Consider the following 16,510-nt stretch of genomic DNA (forward strand, 5'->3'; position numbering starts at 1 on the left):
TAAATGCTACTTGTAGTCAGTTGTTTTTCAACTGTTGCAGGTTGTAGTAGGTGCATGTACACCATCCTACTACACAAAAAACAGCTTTTTTTAAGCTGCTAAGCCACTTTGTAGCATGTAGTAGGTGTAGTAACTATATTTTAAAGAATTAGAAAAACATATATGCTTACAAGGGTAGGCCATATACTTCTATATTATCTGAAATCATACCTACTACACCTGCAACCTACTACATCACAGCAAAAACCTGCTTAACGGCCTCCAAACCATCTTTTTGATGTAGCAGGTTGTAGCAGGTTTAAATATCAACATCCACACCACCTACTACATATTCTGCGTCCTGCATTGATAATAAAGAAATTCAATCCACTCATTCTTGCCATAAAATCTATTTCACACCTCATAATCAAATACTTACATAAAATTCTTTAACCTTTTTATCACCCAGCACTCATTTTCATCATCAGTTTTCAAACTATTTTATCTTTTGAAGTAGAATATGCACAAGAGAGTAGTTTCTCTTTAATATATAAATAAAAACATATATAAAAATGGAAAAGTGTAATAAAATACAAAATCATTCTGATAGAAGGTACTTCACATTAAAGATGAATAGGTCAACCTACCATGATTTCGAGCGCCTCCGCACGGAGCTTGGCGAGCATCAGAATAGGATAGTGACGAAAGTGGACATGCTGGACTTACTGATTGCATCAGCAAAAATCAAAGGCATGGATGTATGAGACTGTTTTTAGAAGACGAAATAAGACAAGCCACTGAAAGGGAAGCTGAGCAGGTTCTGAACCTGAATATTTTCAAACAGCAAATATCACTATGGAAACCTACATCAAATGGAAATGGGTTCTACTTCGCTAAGGATGTACCGTTCCATTACCTGGTCAAGCACATAGCAAACCCAGAGCTTCTGAACTCAAAGCTAAAGGACACGGTGGATAAGGTAATCGCAGGCCAAGCGCAGAAGAGCGAGCTTTTCGCTTTCTGCGTAGCCACCTTCCACCCAGACGGTGAAGGCAAAATCAGGAGGCTGAAACATAGCTACCGCACATTTACAAAACTGGTGCAGTTGGACTTGGATTTGAAGAACGAACCTAACTGCACCACCACCTACGTGGAAGAAGTCTTGAGAGACATCTATGAATTAACGGATTTGGGAAAGCATATCCTACTGAGTGGCAAATCCATCAGCGGGAAAGGGCTTTACCTATACCTGCTCTGTGACACGGATGAACATGATGTGCTTGAGGTAGTGATTGCAAAGGTGTACGAGCTATTGCAAAGGGTATTCATTTTCAAGAACCCAGAGAAAACCTTGGACGCCTCGGTCACTGACATCACCAACCGCCTGAGGTACTACGCACCAGACGCTGACCTTGTCATCAACCCAGAAGTTACAGCGTTAGTCACTTCAGGTATCATGGTCAATAAGAAGGTATATTCTAACCAAAGCGTACCACACATCTCGAACAAATTCAGGGAGCTTGAAATTATCAGGCAGTCGCAGAACAAGTATCTGTCTGGCTATAGCAAAACGGTGTATATGACAGGTTTCCACAAAGCGTTCCTGAGCTTCGCCAACTCCTGCATAGCAAAAGGCATCAGCAGGCCAGCGCTTGAGGCATATGCCCAGAAGGAGTTCCATAACCTTTACAACAAAGAAAAAAGAACAGGCTATCTGCCTGAAATTATGCGGATTATAGGTTGCGCTGAAAAAAACATTCTAAAAAAATGAAGCTGCCATAAAACAAAATCCATTTTCAGAATAGAATAGACGAAAGGTAAGTTTCCCTTTCTGAGAAAATATAAAAATATAAAAAACAATAAATCTAAAATGAACAACAATGACAAAAACAGAAATGAGCTAAGAAGCAACTTCAGGCACTTTGCCTCAAATGACAAGGTGAATGGCATAGTACAGATAACCTCAACTATAGAAAAAAGACCTAAGGAGAAATTCAAAATGGATTTCCAGGATACTGAAGAAGAAGTATGGGATAGCAGCCAGAATCAGTTACCACAATCAGAGATTGATGCTGTAAAGACCTACATCCGCAGCAGTTATGACACTATACGCACCAATAAACTAACGAATAAGATTGAGTTAGTGCTGGGTGACCAGATGAAAGAGTTAAACGACAGGACGGTTCACGGCTGGCTTAACCACCTATGGAGCTATTCAACTTACATGTCAGTAGATGGAAGGAATGGCAAGGAATCTATAAAGAAGGTAACTATTGATAAGAACAAACTTTTCGTTCTTATTGAGAACGATGCATTCGCTCCCATTTACGACCCTATAGACGAGTACTTCCAAAAAGTCGAACCTCTGGCAGAGGGCATAACTGAGACAAAAGAGATAGACAAGTTCATCCGCTGCTTCACCTGCGACAACGCCCCAGACGTAGTGGAAAAGTATTTTAAGTATTGGCTCGAAGGGGTTTTCATTAACTACTACTCAGATACTAAGGTACGTGAAGGAATTTTGATACTTCAATCAGCACAGGGAGTTGGTAAGACAACCGCCATAGAGCAATACTTGTTGAATCCGTTTAGAAGCTACGTTGTGAAAAGCTTTGACTGGAACACGTCAAACAAAGATGAGATGATAAAGCTGGCCACGTCCTTAATCATCTTCGATGATGAACTATCTGCCACCAGAAAATCAGAAGTCAATGAATTAAAGAAGATAACCAATCTTAAGCATATCAACAATATTAGACCAGCTTACGGACGCACATCAGAAAACTATATCAGAAAGGCTTCGTTTATCGGAGCCACCAATAACATGAATATCGTCAACGATGAATCTGGGTCAAGAAGGTTTTTGATATTAGGAGTTACGGGTATCGACTTGGAAGCCATTAAGGAAATCAACTATGACCTTTTATGGAGCGAGGCATACAATTACTTCCACAGACAGGGCAACACAGTATATGTTGATTTCGATACCATCAACGAAAACAACCAGAATTTCAGGTATGTTACTGCTGACGAAGAGTATTTGCAGCGCCACTTTGATTTCACCAAGCCTGGAAATGTATATATGAGTACCACAATGGTATTAGATTACTTAAAGGAAAGGGAGCCTAACCTTCATACAAATGTTGGTACGTTAGGAAAAGCATTAACTGCTTTGGGTGCGATTATTAAAAGTGACCGCTATCATGGCCCAAAATCACCACCAACAAAGCGTTATCACCTTCACAAAAAAGAAGACAGTGATTTATTCATGCAACCATTGGGGGTAATCTTGCGAGAAAGCAATGAAGAAGAGCTTAGTGTAGAAGATATGTTTTTCGGCAGAAAAGATGCCACAGCTTAAAACTAAATCATTATTTGGCATATAATAAGGGAATCATCTGTTCAATGATTTATTGTTGCCACACAAAAAGGGCTGGTGTATGACCAGCCCTTTTTGTGTTTATGGATACCCTACTCCATTAATAATGGAAAAGGATGTAACTAAACAGTCTTTTGCTCTGCTCTTTTGTATATCTGGGCATAATCCCCAACATTAACGTGCAGAAATGATAAATGCTTCGGAAAATTTGTGTCGTCTCGTTCCAGGTATTGAATCAAAGAGTTGTAGGAATGCCTTAACCATGGCGCAATGGCTATTCTCTCTATCCTGTTATTGTTACAGAATTGGATAATCTGCTCTATACTTAAATCTTTAACGTAGTGAACATTAGGCATGACAGCTTTCATATTATTGAATTCGCCAGGGCTGGTGCGGACGAATAATGCTTCATGGTCTGTGGCACTGAATATGTTGCGTCTTTGGACAGTGACTGTCCTATTGCCCAATTTGAAGTTAACTGGCGTACCCTCCTTCTTGGTTATCTTCCATACACAAAATTCCTTTCCGTACTTATACAGGTCTGAAAAAATGGTCGGGTCTATGTAACCTTCGTCTGTTTTTCCTAAAAGAACTGCATCCTGCGGGAGATTGAAATACTTCTTGAATTTACGCTTTCCATGCTCGTCAGGGCAGTTTAAGAAAAAAAACGAATCATCCATGATGGTTTTTAGCAAGGAGAATGACCAGTTCGCCATAGGCTGGTAGTCCGCTCCACCTTCATTTACGCCTGGGTTAATCAAAACCCCGTACGTAAACCTAATATTACACTCATGAAGCAGGGCTACAGCCTCTATGAGCGTCATACCTAACTTAAGTATGTTCTTCTCAGTAGAGAATCTGGTTTTTAAGGCTTTATCAACTAATACTATGTTGTCCAGGTCACTCAATTCTGTATAACGCTCACGAATTTTCGTACCCGAGCAAAAATAGATTAAGTTCTTTTTATCCTGACCAACTAACCTTTTCAATAATAGAGTCTTTAATTCATCTTTTTCAGTTTTAGTTAATCGTCCAGAATTTCTGCGCATAAAGGATGGGTTTAGTTAAAGATTTAGCAACTTACAAAAGTCACTTTTCTATTATAAATTTACGAATTTTCTATAAATATTCCAAATATTAATTCGTGTAATTTATCCCTAATATCATCCAAGTATCATATACCTATATCCTTTAACTAAAATAAATTATTAAAGGATATAGGTTCAATTACTAATAAAATCAAGCATGAGCCTCCCTTCTGCAACCATTGCTGTATGCAGTTAGGTAAAGACATGAGTAGGAATTATTCTTAATGGCCTGAATGCCGATAGAAGACCAACTTTTTCTTTAGGTTACTGGACAATTAAATCACTGTTGAAGTAGTAGAAATACTTCCATAAAAGTATTTTGGAATTAAAGAGCATTGGAATTGCCTAAGATAGACGCTCGGGTATTCACTATAATTATGAGTAAAGGTGACGGCCCAGGGTATTGAAGTATCTTATAGTTATAACAAAATATCAAGCCACCATGGCTTACCACCAGAATAAATGATTTGCGAAGTGTATTTGATTAATGAAATCAACCTTCAACTACAGACTCTATTTGTTCAAAAACCTCCAAATAGGATTTCTTCACAGAAAATATTTCAGCCATCTCTTTGTTAATTTTTGATGTATTATTTTCTTTCAATCCCGATAGATATTTTTCAGTAACCTGCAATCCACCTATGTGACCTAAGGATTTACCAATGTCATATACATCCACTCCATTCATAAGCATCAAGCTTGCGTATGAATGCCGACTAAGATGCGATTTCAATGTAATTTTCAACCCTGCCTTCTTTTGAAGCAACTTCAGATGCCTATCATAAACTATTGACTTATTCTTCATCTTCTTGTATTGTGCTTCTGTAACTTTAGAAAAGTCATTATTTTTAATATTCCTGAAATCTACATCTCGCAAAAAGTCAAAAATAAATATTTCACCATTCTTTGGCAGAATTGAAAACTGCATGATTTGCTCCTTATAGTTCTCAAATAAATGATTTTGAACACTCTCTACTTCTTTAGCGAAATCAAGTGAAATCGTCTCATTAACTATGGAATCATAACCACCTTTGACACCTCTACTATTTAACACATCTATTTTATAATTATTTAGTCTCTCTAATTCTTTTTCAATAACTTTTATAGTTCGCAGAGACTTAATACTTATCCTTTCAGCAAGTTTTTTAAATTCACAAATTAAAATATTCCATACAATATCATTTATATAAACACTCATGAAAGTGCCTGTCTTAAACATTTTATATTCAATGTGATTACCCTTTACCATATTCCAGCGAAGCAACTGCAAGTCAGAAACCCGCATGCCCTGCAAGAATAGTTGTGCAAAAAATTTATTTCTGGTATCCCATGTTTGCTCTCCCTTAAGAAGATAAAGTTTAAATATCTTAGAGATTTCATCTTCACCCAATGCTACCTTGTTTACTTTGGTATTTTTAAATTCAAAGGAAGTAAACGGGTGACGGAGGTAATCATAGAAGTTTTCACCAATCGCTTTGTCAAGCACTTGCCTTGTCAATTTCAGGTAATGATTAGCTGAATTGGTTGACATTTTTAACAAGAAGAATCTATTAAGGTCATAAATGTATTTAGTATCCATATCACTAAATAAAATATTCACCTGTTTCCTATCCTTAATAAAGGCTTTTAACTTGTTTAAAACAGTTTGATACTTAATGCGGCTTCCATGATTGATTACTCTTGGCAAATACTCATTTTCGAAATATGACAAGAATGACTCCTTACTTTTAAGAGTTGCCTTAAAACCTTCCTTGTCTGATAGGTTCTCAAAATCTTTAATCCGTGCGGTTACTTCCTTATTTATTTCTACGTAATCAACCGCATCGGTTTTTCTGACTGTACCAGACTTCTTATTCCACAGCTTAACAGGCAATTTGATTCTCAGTGAGCAATAAGTAGACTTTGTCTTCACTGTTTTTCTAATAGCGATTGTACCAACGCTATCCGTAGAATATTTTACCCGAAGCACTGCCTTGTAAGAAGTAGCCATAATCATTACCTTTACACTGATGATGATGTAAGTTAGTCAGGAAACAGTGACATTTGTATCTGGTGTAAAATAAAGTGTAAAATATTTTTCACATTTTAAAGCAAACATAGCAACATCAATATTACATAAAAACCTGATTACCAATCATTTAACAAGGCCCCGTAGTTCAACGGATAGAATAGACGTTTCCTAAACGTTAGATTCAGGTTCGATTCCTGACGGGGCCACCAATTCACCCAAAACCCAGCACTCCATTTCTTTTATTATTGCCGGTTGCTACACAAAAGCAGCGTTCCTTTCCTTTGTGTTCCTCAGGTAAATTTCTCTTTTATTTCCCATCATTTACTTCTTCCAGCTCACATTTGCCAGCGCACCCCAAAATACACCATTAAATTGCATAAGCTTTTAAGGTGCCAACCTAAGTTTAGCCGATGGAAAATCAGCAACATTAGGCACTTATAACGCTGGCCAAACGCTGGCAAACGGGCAGGATTTGCCTTGTTTTCAGATAAAATAAAAGGCATAAATAGGGTTATTTACCAGGGGTTTTCAGCAGGCGCACTTAAAATTTAATTCCAGGAAAAGCCAAAGATTCAACGCCAGTAATTTTATATTGCTGCCTCTCTAGCCCTGCTGCGTAAACAGAAGTAGCGGCCAGGCATTGGCCTCTCAGGAAATCCTGAAACGAAGCAAACCAAGACTTACACCTATGAAAGCATCCGTTTTTTCGCTTTGCACGCTCTTTTTTCTGGTCCTTTTTGTGGGCTGCAAAGATGAGGAAGAACCAGACCCCGGCTTTAACCTTCTGGCGGTGGATGCACTCATGCGGGGAACCTGGACCTATTATGAAAAAACCGAAGACGGTACCCGCAGCGGCCGAGACCATGAAGCCACCTTTTCTCACAACGGGGAGTGGACCATTAACGGCACTTCTTTGCACCGTACTGGAGAACTGTGGGAAGGCGCCGACACCTCTACCAAGCTGTATGACTTAGCCAAACAGGAAGGCTTTATTATAATCAAGATCATTGGCGAACTGCCGTTTAAAATTGTGGCCATTGATGCCAAAAACATGATTTGGGAAAGAACAGAAAGGGCGTATGAAGGCTCTGTGGACCTGGGCTCGTTTCAGGTGGTGCGGTATAAATTCAAAAAGGAGTAGCCAGGCCATTCGTTAAGATTCCCCTGGAGACTTATGTGGAGTGAGAAGATTCTTAGCCAGAGCTGTAGACGTGCACTTCCATTTGGCAAGCAGCTATACTCAAACAGATATTTTCTTTGCCCATATTCCTGCCATACGCGGCGCCAGCGCCAGCTCCACTACTTTTACATCTTTGGCAGCCCCTTTTAGGAAACGGCAAAAAAAAAGGCAAAACCTTTTAGAAAGGTTTTGCCTTAGCATATATAGCAAGCTTCCAGCTAACGAATGATCACTTTCCGGACTTCACTGTAAGTTGGTGTTTCCAGTTTTACGTAATACAAACCTTTCGCCAGTTTGTTTAGGTCTAAGGTTTTTACGTAGCGTTGGTTAGGGTCTTGGAGCACCTCGCGGTACACAATGTTGCCAATCACGTTCATGATCCGGAGGTCGGCCTTTTTGCCGTCAAAGCCTTCCAGGGAAATGGTTATGATGCCGCTGGAGGGGTTGGGGAACACAGAAATGGCTTGCTCTTCTGCCTTGGGTTCAGCGGGAAGTCCCTGGGACTTGACCTGCGCCGAAAGCGTGGTAGTGGCAAGACAAACAAACAGTAAGAGTATAAGGTGTTTCATGGACGTTAAGGTTAAGGTAAATGGTTAAGCATCAGCCCGTCTAGATATAGGTAGGGTCTTATATAAGCTGTAACGCGTTCTAATTAAAAGTAGTTTTGTATTTTTCCAGCAAAACCACTTTATTATACCCATTAAGGCTAAATTATTTTGTGTTTAAGACATAATTACCACGCACAATGCCGCAAATCGATGTACTGATTATAGGAGGTGGCCTGGCGGGCTTAGTAAGTGCGTTGCAATTATCACGCCAAGGTGTAGCGGTCACGCTGGTAGAAAAGAAACGCTATCCGTTCCACAAGGTCTGCGGCGAATACATCTCCAATGAAGTGCTGCCCTATCTGTCACAGCTTGGCGTAAACGCAGAATCCTTGCAGCCCGCGCGCCTCACGCACTTTTTGCTTACCTCGCCGGCCGGCCGGTCTTTGCAGACGCGGTTGGATCTGGGTGGTTTTGGTGTAAGCCGCTATACGCTGGATTTTCACTTATATGAATTGGCCAAAGCGCGCGGTGTGCAGTTTCTGCAAGAAGTAAGCGTAACAGACACGCAGTTCCACCAAAGCCATTTTACAGTGACACTTTCCACGGGGCAGCAAATCCAGAGCCGGGTGGTGCTGGGCGCGTACGGCAAGCGAAGCACCCTGGACCGCAAATTCAAACGGCAATTCTTTGAGCAGCGCTCACCGTACCTGGCCGTGAAATACCATTTGCACACGCACATGCCCAGGCACATCATTGGGCTGCATAATTTCAAAGACGGCTATGCGGGCATCTCGGCTATTGAAGAAGAAAAGTATTGCTTCTGTTACCTCACCACCCGGCAAAACCTGAAGACCTACGGCACCATTCCAGAACTGGAGAGACAGGTAGTGCACAAAAACCCAGCCCTGCGTGCCATTTTAGAGAACAGCCAATCTTTGTACGCCCAGCCCGAGGTGATCAATGAAATTTCTTTCGCGCCCAAGGCCTGCGTGGAAGACCACGTGCTCATGGTAGGCGATGCGGCCGGGCTCATTACGCCGCTCTGCGGCAACGGCATGGCCATGGCCATTCATGGGGCTAAGTTGGCCTGTGACCAGGTGCAGCTTTTTTTGAACGGCCAACAGACCCGCCAGCAGATGGAAACCAATTTCGCGCAGCGGTGGCAACAACAGTTTGGGGCCAGGCTGCGTACCGGCAGATGGGTACAGAAATTGTTTGGGCACCCACTTTTGTCTGAGGCGGCGGTGGCCGGGCTGCGGCAGGCCCCGTTCATCACCAAGGCCATCATGAAACACACGCACGGCCAACCTTTCTAAAAAAAGCCATGCCCGGGTCCGGTCAACACCAGTAACGCACAAAACAAATCAACCGGCCTAAAACATGTTGCCGTTCTTTTGCTTATACTTAAATTATGAAGAGTTACCTCTGCGCCCTCGGCACGGCTAATCCACCGCATGTTTTTCCGCAGCAGCAGATTGCTGATTTCATGGCGCAGGCCCTTGAGTTAGAGGAACCAGAAACCAGAAAACTGAAAGCCCTGTACCGGGCCTCAGGCATTGACCAGCGGCACAGCGTGCTGCCCGACTACGGCCGGCAGAACAGTGACTTTTCCTTCTTCCCCAACACGCCGGGGCTGGAGCCTTTTCCTACGGTGGGCGCGCGCATGCAAACCTTTCAGGCAGAGGCCTTGCCTTTGTCAGTGGCTGCGGTGCAAGACTGCTTCGCTCAAATTCCCGATTTCAATCCCAACCATATCACGCATTTGATCACGGTCAGCTGCACGGGCATGTACGCGCCGGGCCTGGACATTGAACTGGTACAGGAATTGGGCCTTTCGCCGCAGGTGGAGCGCACGTGCGTGTATTTCATGGGCTGTTACGCGGCCTTCAACGCCTTAAAACTAGCCGACACCATTTGCCGGGCCAACGCCCAGGCGTGCGTGTTGGTGGTCTGCACCGAACTCTGCACCCTGCATTTCCAGAAGAAAACCGAATCTGACCATCTGGTTTCCAATGCCCTCTTCGCCGATGGTGCCGCCGCCGTGTTGGTCAGCCCAAAACCGCTCTCTGAGGTTTCATTGCAGCTGGAAGGATTTCATTGTGATTTGGCGCCCGCCGGTCAGCGCGAGATGGCCTGGTCTATCCATGATTTCGGGTTTGAGATGACTTTGTCCAGCTATGTGCCGGCTTTGATCAAACAGGGCATTGGGCAATTGACGGCCGCGCTGCTGAAGAAACTGGAATTGCAGTTAGACGAAGTGCACCTGTTCGCCATTCACCCGGGTGGCAAGCGTATTCTGGAAGTGATTGAACAGGCGCTGGGGCTGCAGAAAGAAGACAACCGGTATGCCTATGACGTGCTGCGACGGTTCGGGAACATGTCATCGGCCACGGTGTTGTTTGTGCTCCGCGAACTCTGGCGAGACCTGCAGCCGCACCAGCACGGGCAGCGTGTGCTCAGCTTCGCGTTTGGGCCGGGGCTCACGTTAGAATCCATGCTCTTGCGCGTGCACTATGCTGAATGAACGGTCCACGGAACTGGAGTTGATGGATGATCTCACGCTCACCGGCGAGGCCCTGCGCCAGAACCTGCGCGAACTGGAATTCATCAATCAGTACCTAGGTGGCCATGACGTGGTGCGCAACGGGCTGGACAAGATTTATAAAAAAGCGTTTTCGGGCTCTAAACCTGAAACGGCGCTCAAAATAGCCGATCTGGGCAGCGGTGGCGGCGACACCCTGCGCATGGTAGCCCAATGGGCGCGCCGCCGAAACATTCCCGTGCAACTGGTGGGCTATGACGCCAACGCGTTCATGGTGGAGTATGGCACCCGGCACAGCCAGCACTTTCCGGAGATTTCCTTTCGGCAAGCCGATGTTTATTCTGCGGCATTTGCACAGGAGGAATTTGACATTGTGATCTGCAGTTTGTTTCTGCACCATTTTCCAGACCAGGCTTTGGTCACGCTTTTCAACCAACTGCACCGCCAAGCTACCACCGCCGTGTTGGTGAATGACCTTCACCGGCACCCGCTGGCTTATTATTCCATCAAAGCGCTTACCGCCGTCTTCTCCAAGTCTCATCTGGTGAAGCATGATGCTCCGCTCTCGGTGAAAAGGGCGTTTGTGCGGCAAGACTGGCGAAACCTGCTAACCAGCGCGGGCGTGGCCACGTATACCCTGCAGTGGCGCTGGGCATTCCGGTGGCAACTTATCTTCTGAAAAGTGGCCAGGCCGTACCAGAGTTTCCAGAATTTTTAGCTACCTTAAACTACCCGTATGGTTCGCCTGGCCGGGCCACAGCTCCTTGGTTTTCTTCAACTTCAATTGTTAAAAGAAATTCAACGGGCACTGCGCGACTATTTTTCACCAACCCCCTATTCCATGGGCCGAAGTTCCAGTAAATCATCTCTCCAGTTCTGGCTCCTGTTGGCAGCCTCCGTTGTCTTGTCTGCCATGGTCATCAGCCTGTTCCTGAAGGTGGTGAAAGTCATGATTTACCTCTTGCTGGTCCTGGTGCTGGTGCCCATCATTTACCTGGCCCTCAAAAAAGCCGTGGCCACGTTCAGAAACCCCAACACCAAACTCAAAACCCGGGATTAATTATTGATGGCTGGCAGTCAGTACTCCACCGGAAAAACTTTGTCCGTTTTTGGCTCCGTTTCCATAAATGAGGCCCAAAACAGCATTCAGCCGAACAACTTTGACTGACGCACGCAGGCCCGTGTTGGTGTTATCACGAACACGTTGAAAGCTGCCCTTGATTAGTGTTGCAAACTTTTTGTAGTAGCTACCATTTAAAATCTATTCCCGTTTTTGGCTCCGTTTCTGAAAATGAGCCCGAAAAAAGAAACCGCCCGCTTTAAAAGAAGATATGCTGTGCCAGCCGAAAGGTGTTGGCGTGCGCCTCTACAATGTCTTTGATCTGCAGGGAGTAGCCGCCGCCCATCACGCATACCACGGGTACACCGTTTTGGTGGCAGCTTTCCAGCACCAGGCGGTCGCGGTCTTTGCAGCCGGCGTGGGTCAGGCCCAGCTTTCCCAGTTTGTCGGTGGCCAGTACGTCTACGCCGCTCTGGAAAAACACAAAATCGGGTTCCAGTTCTTGCATGAGTTTGGGCAGGTGCTGGCCCAGCAGATTCAGGTAACCGGCATCGTCAATACCATCGGGCAAGGGCACGTCCAGGTCAGACGTTTCTTTGTGTAGTGGGTAGTTGTTGCCGCCGTGCATGCTGAAGGTGAACACGCGCGACTCATGGGCAAAAATCTGCGCCGTACCGTTGCCTTGGTGCACGTCTAAATCCACCACCAATATTTTGTTCACCAGCTTTTCATCCAGTAAATGCTGCGCGCCCAGGGCAATATCATTGAGCAGGCAGAATCCTTCGCCGCGGTTGGTGAAGGCGTGGTGCGTGCCGCCGGCAATGTTCATGGCCACCCCGTGTTCCAAGGCAAAAACCGCTGCCTGCACCGTACCGCCCATAATCAGGACTTCGCGGTCCACTAATTCAGCAGACAGCGGGAAGCCCGTTTTCCTGATCTCTGACGGCGTGAGTTCCAGCGCACGCAGCCGTTGCCAATAGTCTGGGGCATGTACGCGCATGATCTGCTCTGGCGTGAGCGGCGTGGGCCGGAAGAAATTCTCTTGCGTGACGGTGCCTTCATACAGCAGCTGCTCGGGCAACAGTTCATACTTGAGCATGGGAAAGCGGTGCCCCGGCGGCAGGGAGTGGGCATATTCTGGGGACCAGGCAATTTTCAGCATACACGCAAAAGTAGAAAGGGCGTCTGGTCTAGGCAACTTGGGTGCAGGCGCTGCCTTTAGAGGGCCGCATTCTCAGAATTGCAACATTCTAAGGCCAGGCAAGTATATAGGACCAATGATTCTTTAACCGGAAACTACGCTGTTTGATTACTTAATTTCTACCTGCTATGAAAAAACTTACTATCCTCTTAATATGCCTATTGGGTTTTGGCGCAGCCCAGGCCCAGGAACGGGTCTTGAACCGCGGCATCATCAACCACCGCGACGGCGACGGCGTGGTAGCCCCCACCCGGGCCAATAACGGTTTTGGGGTGAAGGGCGGCCTTTTGTACACCAGCCTGCGCGGCGACGGCTCTGACCAGATTGCGGGCCTCAAAAGCGCCAGCAACTGGCACGCCGGTTTCTACGCCCAGTTTAGCCTTAACAATGTGTTCTCCATTCAGCCGGAGGCGCTCTACTCCCGCCGCGAGGTGAAGTCAGACAACGGGGGCCTGCAGATGGATTACATTGATATTCCGGTGCTGGCCGTGTTCAATTTCACCGAGAACGTGAGCCTGCACGCGGGCCCGCAGGTGGGCGTGATGATGACCCTTAGACAAGACGGAAAAGAACTGGACAAGGAAGGCTACAACACTTTTGACTATGGCGTCGCAGCCGGCCTAGAAGCCAGGTTGAGCATTTTCAGGTTAGGCGGCCGGTACTACATGAGCCTGGCTGATATTGGCGACGGCAGTACCCAAAACCTTTCCAGTGCGGCCTTCAATGACATAAAAGCCGGTAATTTCCAAGTGTATATAGGCATTGGCTTCTGACAGATCCATCAGAAAGGTTTACATGAAAAGGTGCTCTGGCTAAGGGCACCTTTTTTGTTGGGCCAACGCCAACGTGTTTTTCTGTTTTGGGGCTCATTTCTGGAAATGAGCCCCAAAACAGAAAAACCTTTCATAACAAAAAAGCCAGCGCCTTGTACCAGCGCTGGCTTTTTAGATGGCTAACCGTTCAGAATTTTAAGACCGGTCATGTTTGCCTTCGGCGAATTCCTCTATCATTTTCTTGTTGAACGCCGGAATGTCCTCTGGTTTGCGGCTGGTGACCAGGCCTTGGTCAGTGACTACTTCTTGATCTACCCAGCTGGCGCCGGCATTGGTGAGGTCGGTTTTGAGCGAGGGCCAGCTGGTGACTTTGCGGCCTTTTACGGCACCGGCTTCAATCAAAGTCCAGGGGCCGTGGCAAATGGCGGCAATGGGCTTTCCAGATTCTGAGAAGGCCCGCACAAAGGCCACCGCCTGCTCATTGGCGCGCAGGTAGTCTGGGTTCATCACGCCGCCGGGTAACAGCAGTCCGTCAAAGTCCTGGGCGCTGGCATTTTTCAAGGCTTGGTCCACGGTGAATTCTTGGCCCCAGTCGGTGCTGTCCCATGCTTTCACTTTATCCGCTTGCGGCGAAATCAATACGGTTTGGGCGCCGGCATCGTGCAGGGCTTGGCGCGGTTTCTCCAGTTCTACCTGCTCAAAGCCTTTTTCTACCAATATGGCTATCTTCTTTCCTTCCAATTTCTTCGTCATGGTTTAATTTTTTTAGGTATTGTGAATCTCTTGGAATTATGTACTTTAGTAGGAGAAGAAACGTTACCAGAAATATGCAAAGCCAACGTTCTCCACTAGTTAAATACAAGTTTTTTTTCCTGATGGCCCTGCTCCTGCTGGGCTTGGGCTCTGGTGCTTGGGCGCAAACCAAAAAAGTGCAGGCCGTGAAACTCCCCGCGCTGCAACGCTACCTCTCCTCTACCAGTGACACCACCTATATCATTAATTTCTGGGCCACCTGGTGCAAGCCCTGCATAGAGGAACTGCCCGCCTTTGAGGCGCTGCAGCAGCAGAATGCCGGCAAACCCGTGCAGGTGGTGCTGGTGAGCCTTGATTTTGTGAAGGACTTAGACAAGAAAGTAATTCCGTTTGTAAACCGGCATAAGCTCAAGAGCACCGTTTTCCTGTTGGACGAGCCTGACCAGAACGCCTGGATTGAGAAAATTGAACCTAGCTGGAGCGGCGCCATTCCGGCCACGCTTTTTGTAAACAATGCCCGCAAACAGCGGTTCTTCACAGAGAAACCCCTGACCCTGGAACAGTTACAAACCTATTTAACCTCCAAATTCCCCCTTAACCCTTAAGAGTATGAAAAAAAATTACGCTTTCTTGTTCATCCTGGGCGTGTTCACGCTCCTGTCTTCGGCGTTTGTAGCCAATGAGGCCGGCTACCAGGTAGGTGACACCGCCGCTGATTTCAAACTCAAAAACATCAATGGCCAGCAGATGAGCCTGCGCGACTTCAAAGACGCCAAAGGCTACATTGTCACGTTCACCTGCAACACCTGCCCCTACGCCAAACTGTACGAAGACCGCCTGATTCAGCTGCACCAGAAATACGCGTCCAAAGGCTATCCGGTGGTGGCCATCAACCCCAATGATGTGACCATTTCGCCAGGCGATTCTTTTGAAGAGATGCAGAAACGCGCCAAGCAGAAGAAATTCCCCTTTGCCTATTTGTATGACGAAAGCCAGGAAGTGGCCAAACGCTTCGGGGCGACACGCACGCCGCACATCTACATTCTCACCCGCACCGGCAATGACCTCAAAGTGACCTACATTGGCGCCATTGATGACAACTCCGGCGACCCCGCCAAAGTAGAGAAACGTTACACCGAGGCCGCCCTGGACAACCTGCTGTCTGGCAAGCCCGTGCAACAAGCCACCACCAAAGCCATTGGCTGCACCATTAAATGGCGCGGAAACAGCTAAGAAGTTAGTAGTATTCTAAAAGAAAATCCGTTTTGGGGCTCATTTCTGAAAATGAGCCCCAAAACGGATTTTTTAGTAAAAGCATTTCTGATTTGTACGGACAGGGCTTGACCTGTCTTAGGCCGTGGCTAACGCTTTCACTTTGCGTGAAGCAAGAAAAGGGCAAAACACAATCAGCCAATCATAGGCTTTTTGACTTGTAGCTACTTTGCTGCTCAGGCAAGCGTTCAGGACAGGTCAAGCCCTGTACGTATATAATCTTGAATGCCAATTTCTTTCTGTTGTTGCGCCAGAAAAGACTCTTTGGTACCTGCCAGCCGGGCTTCTACCTCAAACTTGTTGTTGTAATAGCCTACCTTCAGAGACTCCACGGCATACAGCCAAAGAAATTTAAGGTAGCCATGTTCCTCAAACTGACGCACATGGCAGAGTTCATGGGCCACCCAGGGCGTATTTTTAAGGAACATTTCTTTGGAAACTCCGCTGAGGTGTATACTTTTGCCCAGCACCATGGCCACGTTGCTGCTCTTGAGCACCCAGCGGGCAATGCGCGCGAAGGGGGACCGCTCCACTATTTTTATATTTTTTTCCGCTAGGTTCATTGCCTTTCCTTTGGCCTTTTTATACGGCGGCACAGCCTCTCAGGCTGCTTTATTCTCTTCCTCTCCTCTTTCTTTTCTCTCGCCTGAACTAAAATCGGCTTTATACGAGTTTGGTTTTTAAAGGTTTCAGAATTATCTTTGAAATAAGGAAAAAATATTCA

General features: G+C 45.9%; 17 protein-coding genes and 1 tRNA gene. 12 read left to right on the forward strand and 6 right to left on the reverse strand.

All coding sequences use genetic code 11. The features are described from left to right. Positions 1 to 608 precede the first annotated feature (608 nt). The 3 genes from IMY23_RS20145 to IMY23_RS10865 all read left to right on the forward strand — a co-directional run bounded on the left by IMY23_RS20145 (position 609) and on the right by IMY23_RS10865 (position 3,340). Positions 609 to 743, forward strand: coding sequence for a hypothetical protein (locus tag IMY23_RS20145; RefSeq protein ID WP_255430317.1), 135 nt, complete (start codon positions 609 to 611; stop codon positions 741 to 743). Next, the gene (locus IMY23_RS10860) at positions 740 to 1,750 is read left to right on the forward strand and encodes a hypothetical protein (protein ID WP_192822107.1); all 1,011 of its coding nucleotides are present in this window, start codon (positions 740 to 742) and stop codon (positions 1,748 to 1,750) included. Before IMY23_RS20145 ends, IMY23_RS10860 begins: the two co-directional genes overlap by 4 nt. 99 nt (positions 1,751 to 1,849) lie before the next feature. Beyond that, positions 1,850 to 3,340: a VapE domain-containing protein gene (locus IMY23_RS10865; RefSeq protein WP_192822108.1), complete on the forward strand. Its 1,491-nt coding sequence runs from the start codon at positions 1,850 to 1,852 to the stop codon at positions 3,338 to 3,340. A gap of 140 nt (positions 3,341 to 3,480) precedes the next feature. Here the strand turns inward: IMY23_RS10865 and IMY23_RS10870 are convergent, their stop codons facing one another. Both IMY23_RS10870 and IMY23_RS10875 read right to left on the reverse strand, forming a co-directional pair. Further along, positions 3,481 to 4,407, reverse strand: a complete 927-nt coding sequence (locus IMY23_RS10870; RefSeq protein WP_192822109.1) for a hypothetical protein — start codon at positions 4,405 to 4,407, stop codon at positions 3,481 to 3,483. Between the two features lie 532 nt (positions 4,408 to 4,939). Then, a complete protein-coding gene (locus IMY23_RS10875) occupies positions 4,940 to 6,436 on the reverse strand; it encodes a phage integrase SAM-like domain-containing protein (protein WP_192822110.1) in 1,497 nt (498 codons plus the stop codon). A 155-nt stretch (positions 6,437 to 6,591) separates the two neighbouring features. Between IMY23_RS10875 and IMY23_RS10880 the strand changes: the two genes are divergently transcribed. Together IMY23_RS10880 and IMY23_RS10885 are read left to right on the forward strand one after the other, a co-directional pair. After that, positions 6,592 to 6,666: transfer RNA gene (locus IMY23_RS10880), tRNA-Arg, on the forward strand. Between the two features lie 479 nt (positions 6,667 to 7,145). After that, a complete protein-coding gene (locus IMY23_RS10885; protein ID WP_192822111.1) occupies positions 7,146 to 7,598 on the forward strand; it encodes a hypothetical protein in 453 nt (150 codons plus the stop codon). Between the two features lie 257 nt (positions 7,599 to 7,855). Here the strand turns inward: IMY23_RS10885 and IMY23_RS10890 are convergent, their stop codons facing one another. Then, complete coding sequence (locus tag IMY23_RS10890) at positions 7,856 to 8,206, reverse strand: T9SS type A sorting domain-containing protein (RefSeq protein WP_192822112.1); 351 nt, start codon at positions 8,204 to 8,206, stop codon at positions 7,856 to 7,858. Positions 8,207 to 8,382: 176 nt separating this feature from the next. Here IMY23_RS10890 and IMY23_RS10895 point away from each other — a divergent pair, with 176 nt between their 5' ends. The 4 genes from IMY23_RS10895 to IMY23_RS10910 all read left to right on the forward strand — a co-directional run bounded on the left by IMY23_RS10895 (position 8,383) and on the right by IMY23_RS10910 (position 11,787). After that, positions 8,383 to 9,501 carry an NAD(P)/FAD-dependent oxidoreductase gene (locus tag IMY23_RS10895; RefSeq protein WP_225986479.1) on the forward strand — a complete coding sequence of 373 codons (1,119 nt, stop codon included), beginning with the start codon at positions 8,383 to 8,385 and terminating at the stop codon, positions 9,499 to 9,501. Positions 9,502 to 9,596: 95 nt separating this feature from the next. Beyond that, positions 9,597 to 10,709, forward strand: coding sequence for a type III polyketide synthase (locus IMY23_RS10900; RefSeq protein WP_192822113.1), 1,113 nt, complete (start codon positions 9,597 to 9,599; stop codon positions 10,707 to 10,709). After that, positions 10,699 to 11,406, forward strand: coding sequence for a methyltransferase domain-containing protein (locus IMY23_RS10905; protein ID WP_225986480.1), 708 nt, complete (start codon positions 10,699 to 10,701; stop codon positions 11,404 to 11,406). The genes IMY23_RS10900 and IMY23_RS10905 overlap by 11 nt, the downstream gene beginning before the upstream one ends. Before the next feature lie 162 nt (positions 11,407 to 11,568). After that, the gene (locus IMY23_RS10910) at positions 11,569 to 11,787 is read left to right on the forward strand and encodes a hypothetical protein (RefSeq protein WP_192822114.1); all 219 of its coding nucleotides are present in this window, start codon (positions 11,569 to 11,571) and stop codon (positions 11,785 to 11,787) included. A gap of 259 nt (positions 11,788 to 12,046) precedes the next feature. Here IMY23_RS10910 and IMY23_RS10915 read toward each other — a convergent pair whose 3' ends face one another. Further along, positions 12,047 to 12,949, reverse strand: coding sequence for a histone deacetylase (locus tag IMY23_RS10915; protein WP_192822115.1), 903 nt, complete (start codon positions 12,947 to 12,949; stop codon positions 12,047 to 12,049). 167 nt (positions 12,950 to 13,116) lie between these two features. Here IMY23_RS10915 and IMY23_RS10920 point away from each other — a divergent pair, with 167 nt between their 5' ends. Beyond that, positions 13,117 to 13,761 carry a porin family protein gene (locus IMY23_RS10920; protein ID WP_192822116.1) on the forward strand — a complete coding sequence of 215 codons (645 nt, stop codon included), beginning with the start codon at positions 13,117 to 13,119 and terminating at the stop codon, positions 13,759 to 13,761. Positions 13,762 to 13,956: 195 nt separating this feature from the next. On the opposite strand, the gene IMY23_RS10925 is transcribed toward IMY23_RS10920, so the two are convergent. After that, a complete protein-coding gene (locus IMY23_RS10925; RefSeq protein ID WP_192822117.1) occupies positions 13,957 to 14,514 on the reverse strand; it encodes a type 1 glutamine amidotransferase domain-containing protein in 558 nt (185 codons plus the stop codon). Between the two features lie 122 nt (positions 14,515 to 14,636). Here IMY23_RS10925 and IMY23_RS10930 point away from each other — a divergent pair, with 122 nt between their 5' ends. Both IMY23_RS10930 and IMY23_RS10935 read left to right on the forward strand, forming a co-directional pair. Further along, the gene (locus IMY23_RS10930; RefSeq protein ID WP_192822118.1) at positions 14,637 to 15,119 is read left to right on the forward strand and encodes a TlpA disulfide reductase family protein; all 483 of its coding nucleotides are present in this window, start codon (positions 14,637 to 14,639) and stop codon (positions 15,117 to 15,119) included. 4 nt (positions 15,120 to 15,123) lie between these two features. Beyond that, a complete protein-coding gene (locus IMY23_RS10935) occupies positions 15,124 to 15,747 on the forward strand; it encodes a thioredoxin family protein (protein ID WP_192822119.1) in 624 nt (207 codons plus the stop codon). 227 nt (positions 15,748 to 15,974) lie between these two features. On the opposite strand, the gene IMY23_RS10940 is transcribed toward IMY23_RS10935, so the two are convergent. Then, positions 15,975 to 16,349 (reverse strand): hypothetical protein, encoded by a 375-nt coding sequence (locus IMY23_RS10940; RefSeq protein ID WP_225986481.1) that lies wholly within the window; start codon positions 16,347 to 16,349, stop codon positions 15,975 to 15,977. Positions 16,350 to 16,510: the final 161 nt, after the last annotated feature.

This window comes from Rufibacter sp. LB8, from assembly GCF_014876185.1.
In the GTDB taxonomy this organism is placed as follows: Bacteria; Bacteroidota; Bacteroidia; order Cytophagales; family Hymenobacteraceae; genus Nibribacter.

Bases quoted from the DNA above. Each gene is read 5' to 3' on its own strand.
- IMY23_RS20145 (WP_255430317.1), top strand. From the start codon at position 609: ATGAATAGGTCAACCTACCATGATTTCGAGCGCCTCCGCACGGAGCTT.
- IMY23_RS10860 (WP_192822107.1), top strand. From the start codon at position 740: ATGAGACTGTTTTTAGAAGACGAAATAAGACAAGCCACTGAAAGGGAA.
- IMY23_RS10865 (WP_192822108.1), top strand. From the start codon at position 1,850: ATGAACAACAATGACAAAAACAGAAATGAGCTAAGAAGCAACTTCAGG.
- IMY23_RS10870 (WP_192822109.1), bottom strand. From the start codon at position 4,407: ATGCGCAGAAATTCTGGACGATTAACTAAAACTGAAAAAGATGAATTA.
- IMY23_RS10875 (WP_192822110.1), bottom strand. From the start codon at position 6,436: ATGGCTACTTCTTACAAGGCAGTGCTTCGGGTAAAATATTCTACGGAT.
- IMY23_RS10885 (WP_192822111.1), top strand. From the start codon at position 7,146: ATGAAAGCATCCGTTTTTTCGCTTTGCACGCTCTTTTTTCTGGTCCTT.
- IMY23_RS10890 (WP_192822112.1), bottom strand. From the start codon at position 8,206: ATGAAACACCTTATACTCTTACTGTTTGTTTGTCTTGCCACTACCACG.
- IMY23_RS10895 (WP_225986479.1), top strand. From the start codon at position 8,383: ATGCCGCAAATCGATGTACTGATTATAGGAGGTGGCCTGGCGGGCTTA.
- IMY23_RS10900 (WP_192822113.1), top strand. From the start codon at position 9,597: ATGAAGAGTTACCTCTGCGCCCTCGGCACGGCTAATCCACCGCATGTT.
- IMY23_RS10905 (WP_225986480.1), top strand. From the start codon at position 10,699: ATGCTGAATGAACGGTCCACGGAACTGGAGTTGATGGATGATCTCACG.
- IMY23_RS10910 (WP_192822114.1), top strand. From the start codon at position 11,569: ATGGGCCGAAGTTCCAGTAAATCATCTCTCCAGTTCTGGCTCCTGTTG.
- IMY23_RS10915 (WP_192822115.1), bottom strand. From the start codon at position 12,949: ATGCTGAAAATTGCCTGGTCCCCAGAATATGCCCACTCCCTGCCGCCG.
- IMY23_RS10920 (WP_192822116.1), top strand. From the start codon at position 13,117: ATGAAAAAACTTACTATCCTCTTAATATGCCTATTGGGTTTTGGCGCA.
- IMY23_RS10925 (WP_192822117.1), bottom strand. From the start codon at position 14,514: ATGACGAAGAAATTGGAAGGAAAGAAGATAGCCATATTGGTAGAAAAA.
- IMY23_RS10930 (WP_192822118.1), top strand. From the start codon at position 14,637: ATGGCCCTGCTCCTGCTGGGCTTGGGCTCTGGTGCTTGGGCGCAAACC.
- IMY23_RS10935 (WP_192822119.1), top strand. From the start codon at position 15,124: ATGAAAAAAAATTACGCTTTCTTGTTCATCCTGGGCGTGTTCACGCTC.
- IMY23_RS10940 (WP_225986481.1), bottom strand. From the start codon at position 16,349: ATGAACCTAGCGGAAAAAAATATAAAAATAGTGGAGCGGTCCCCCTTC.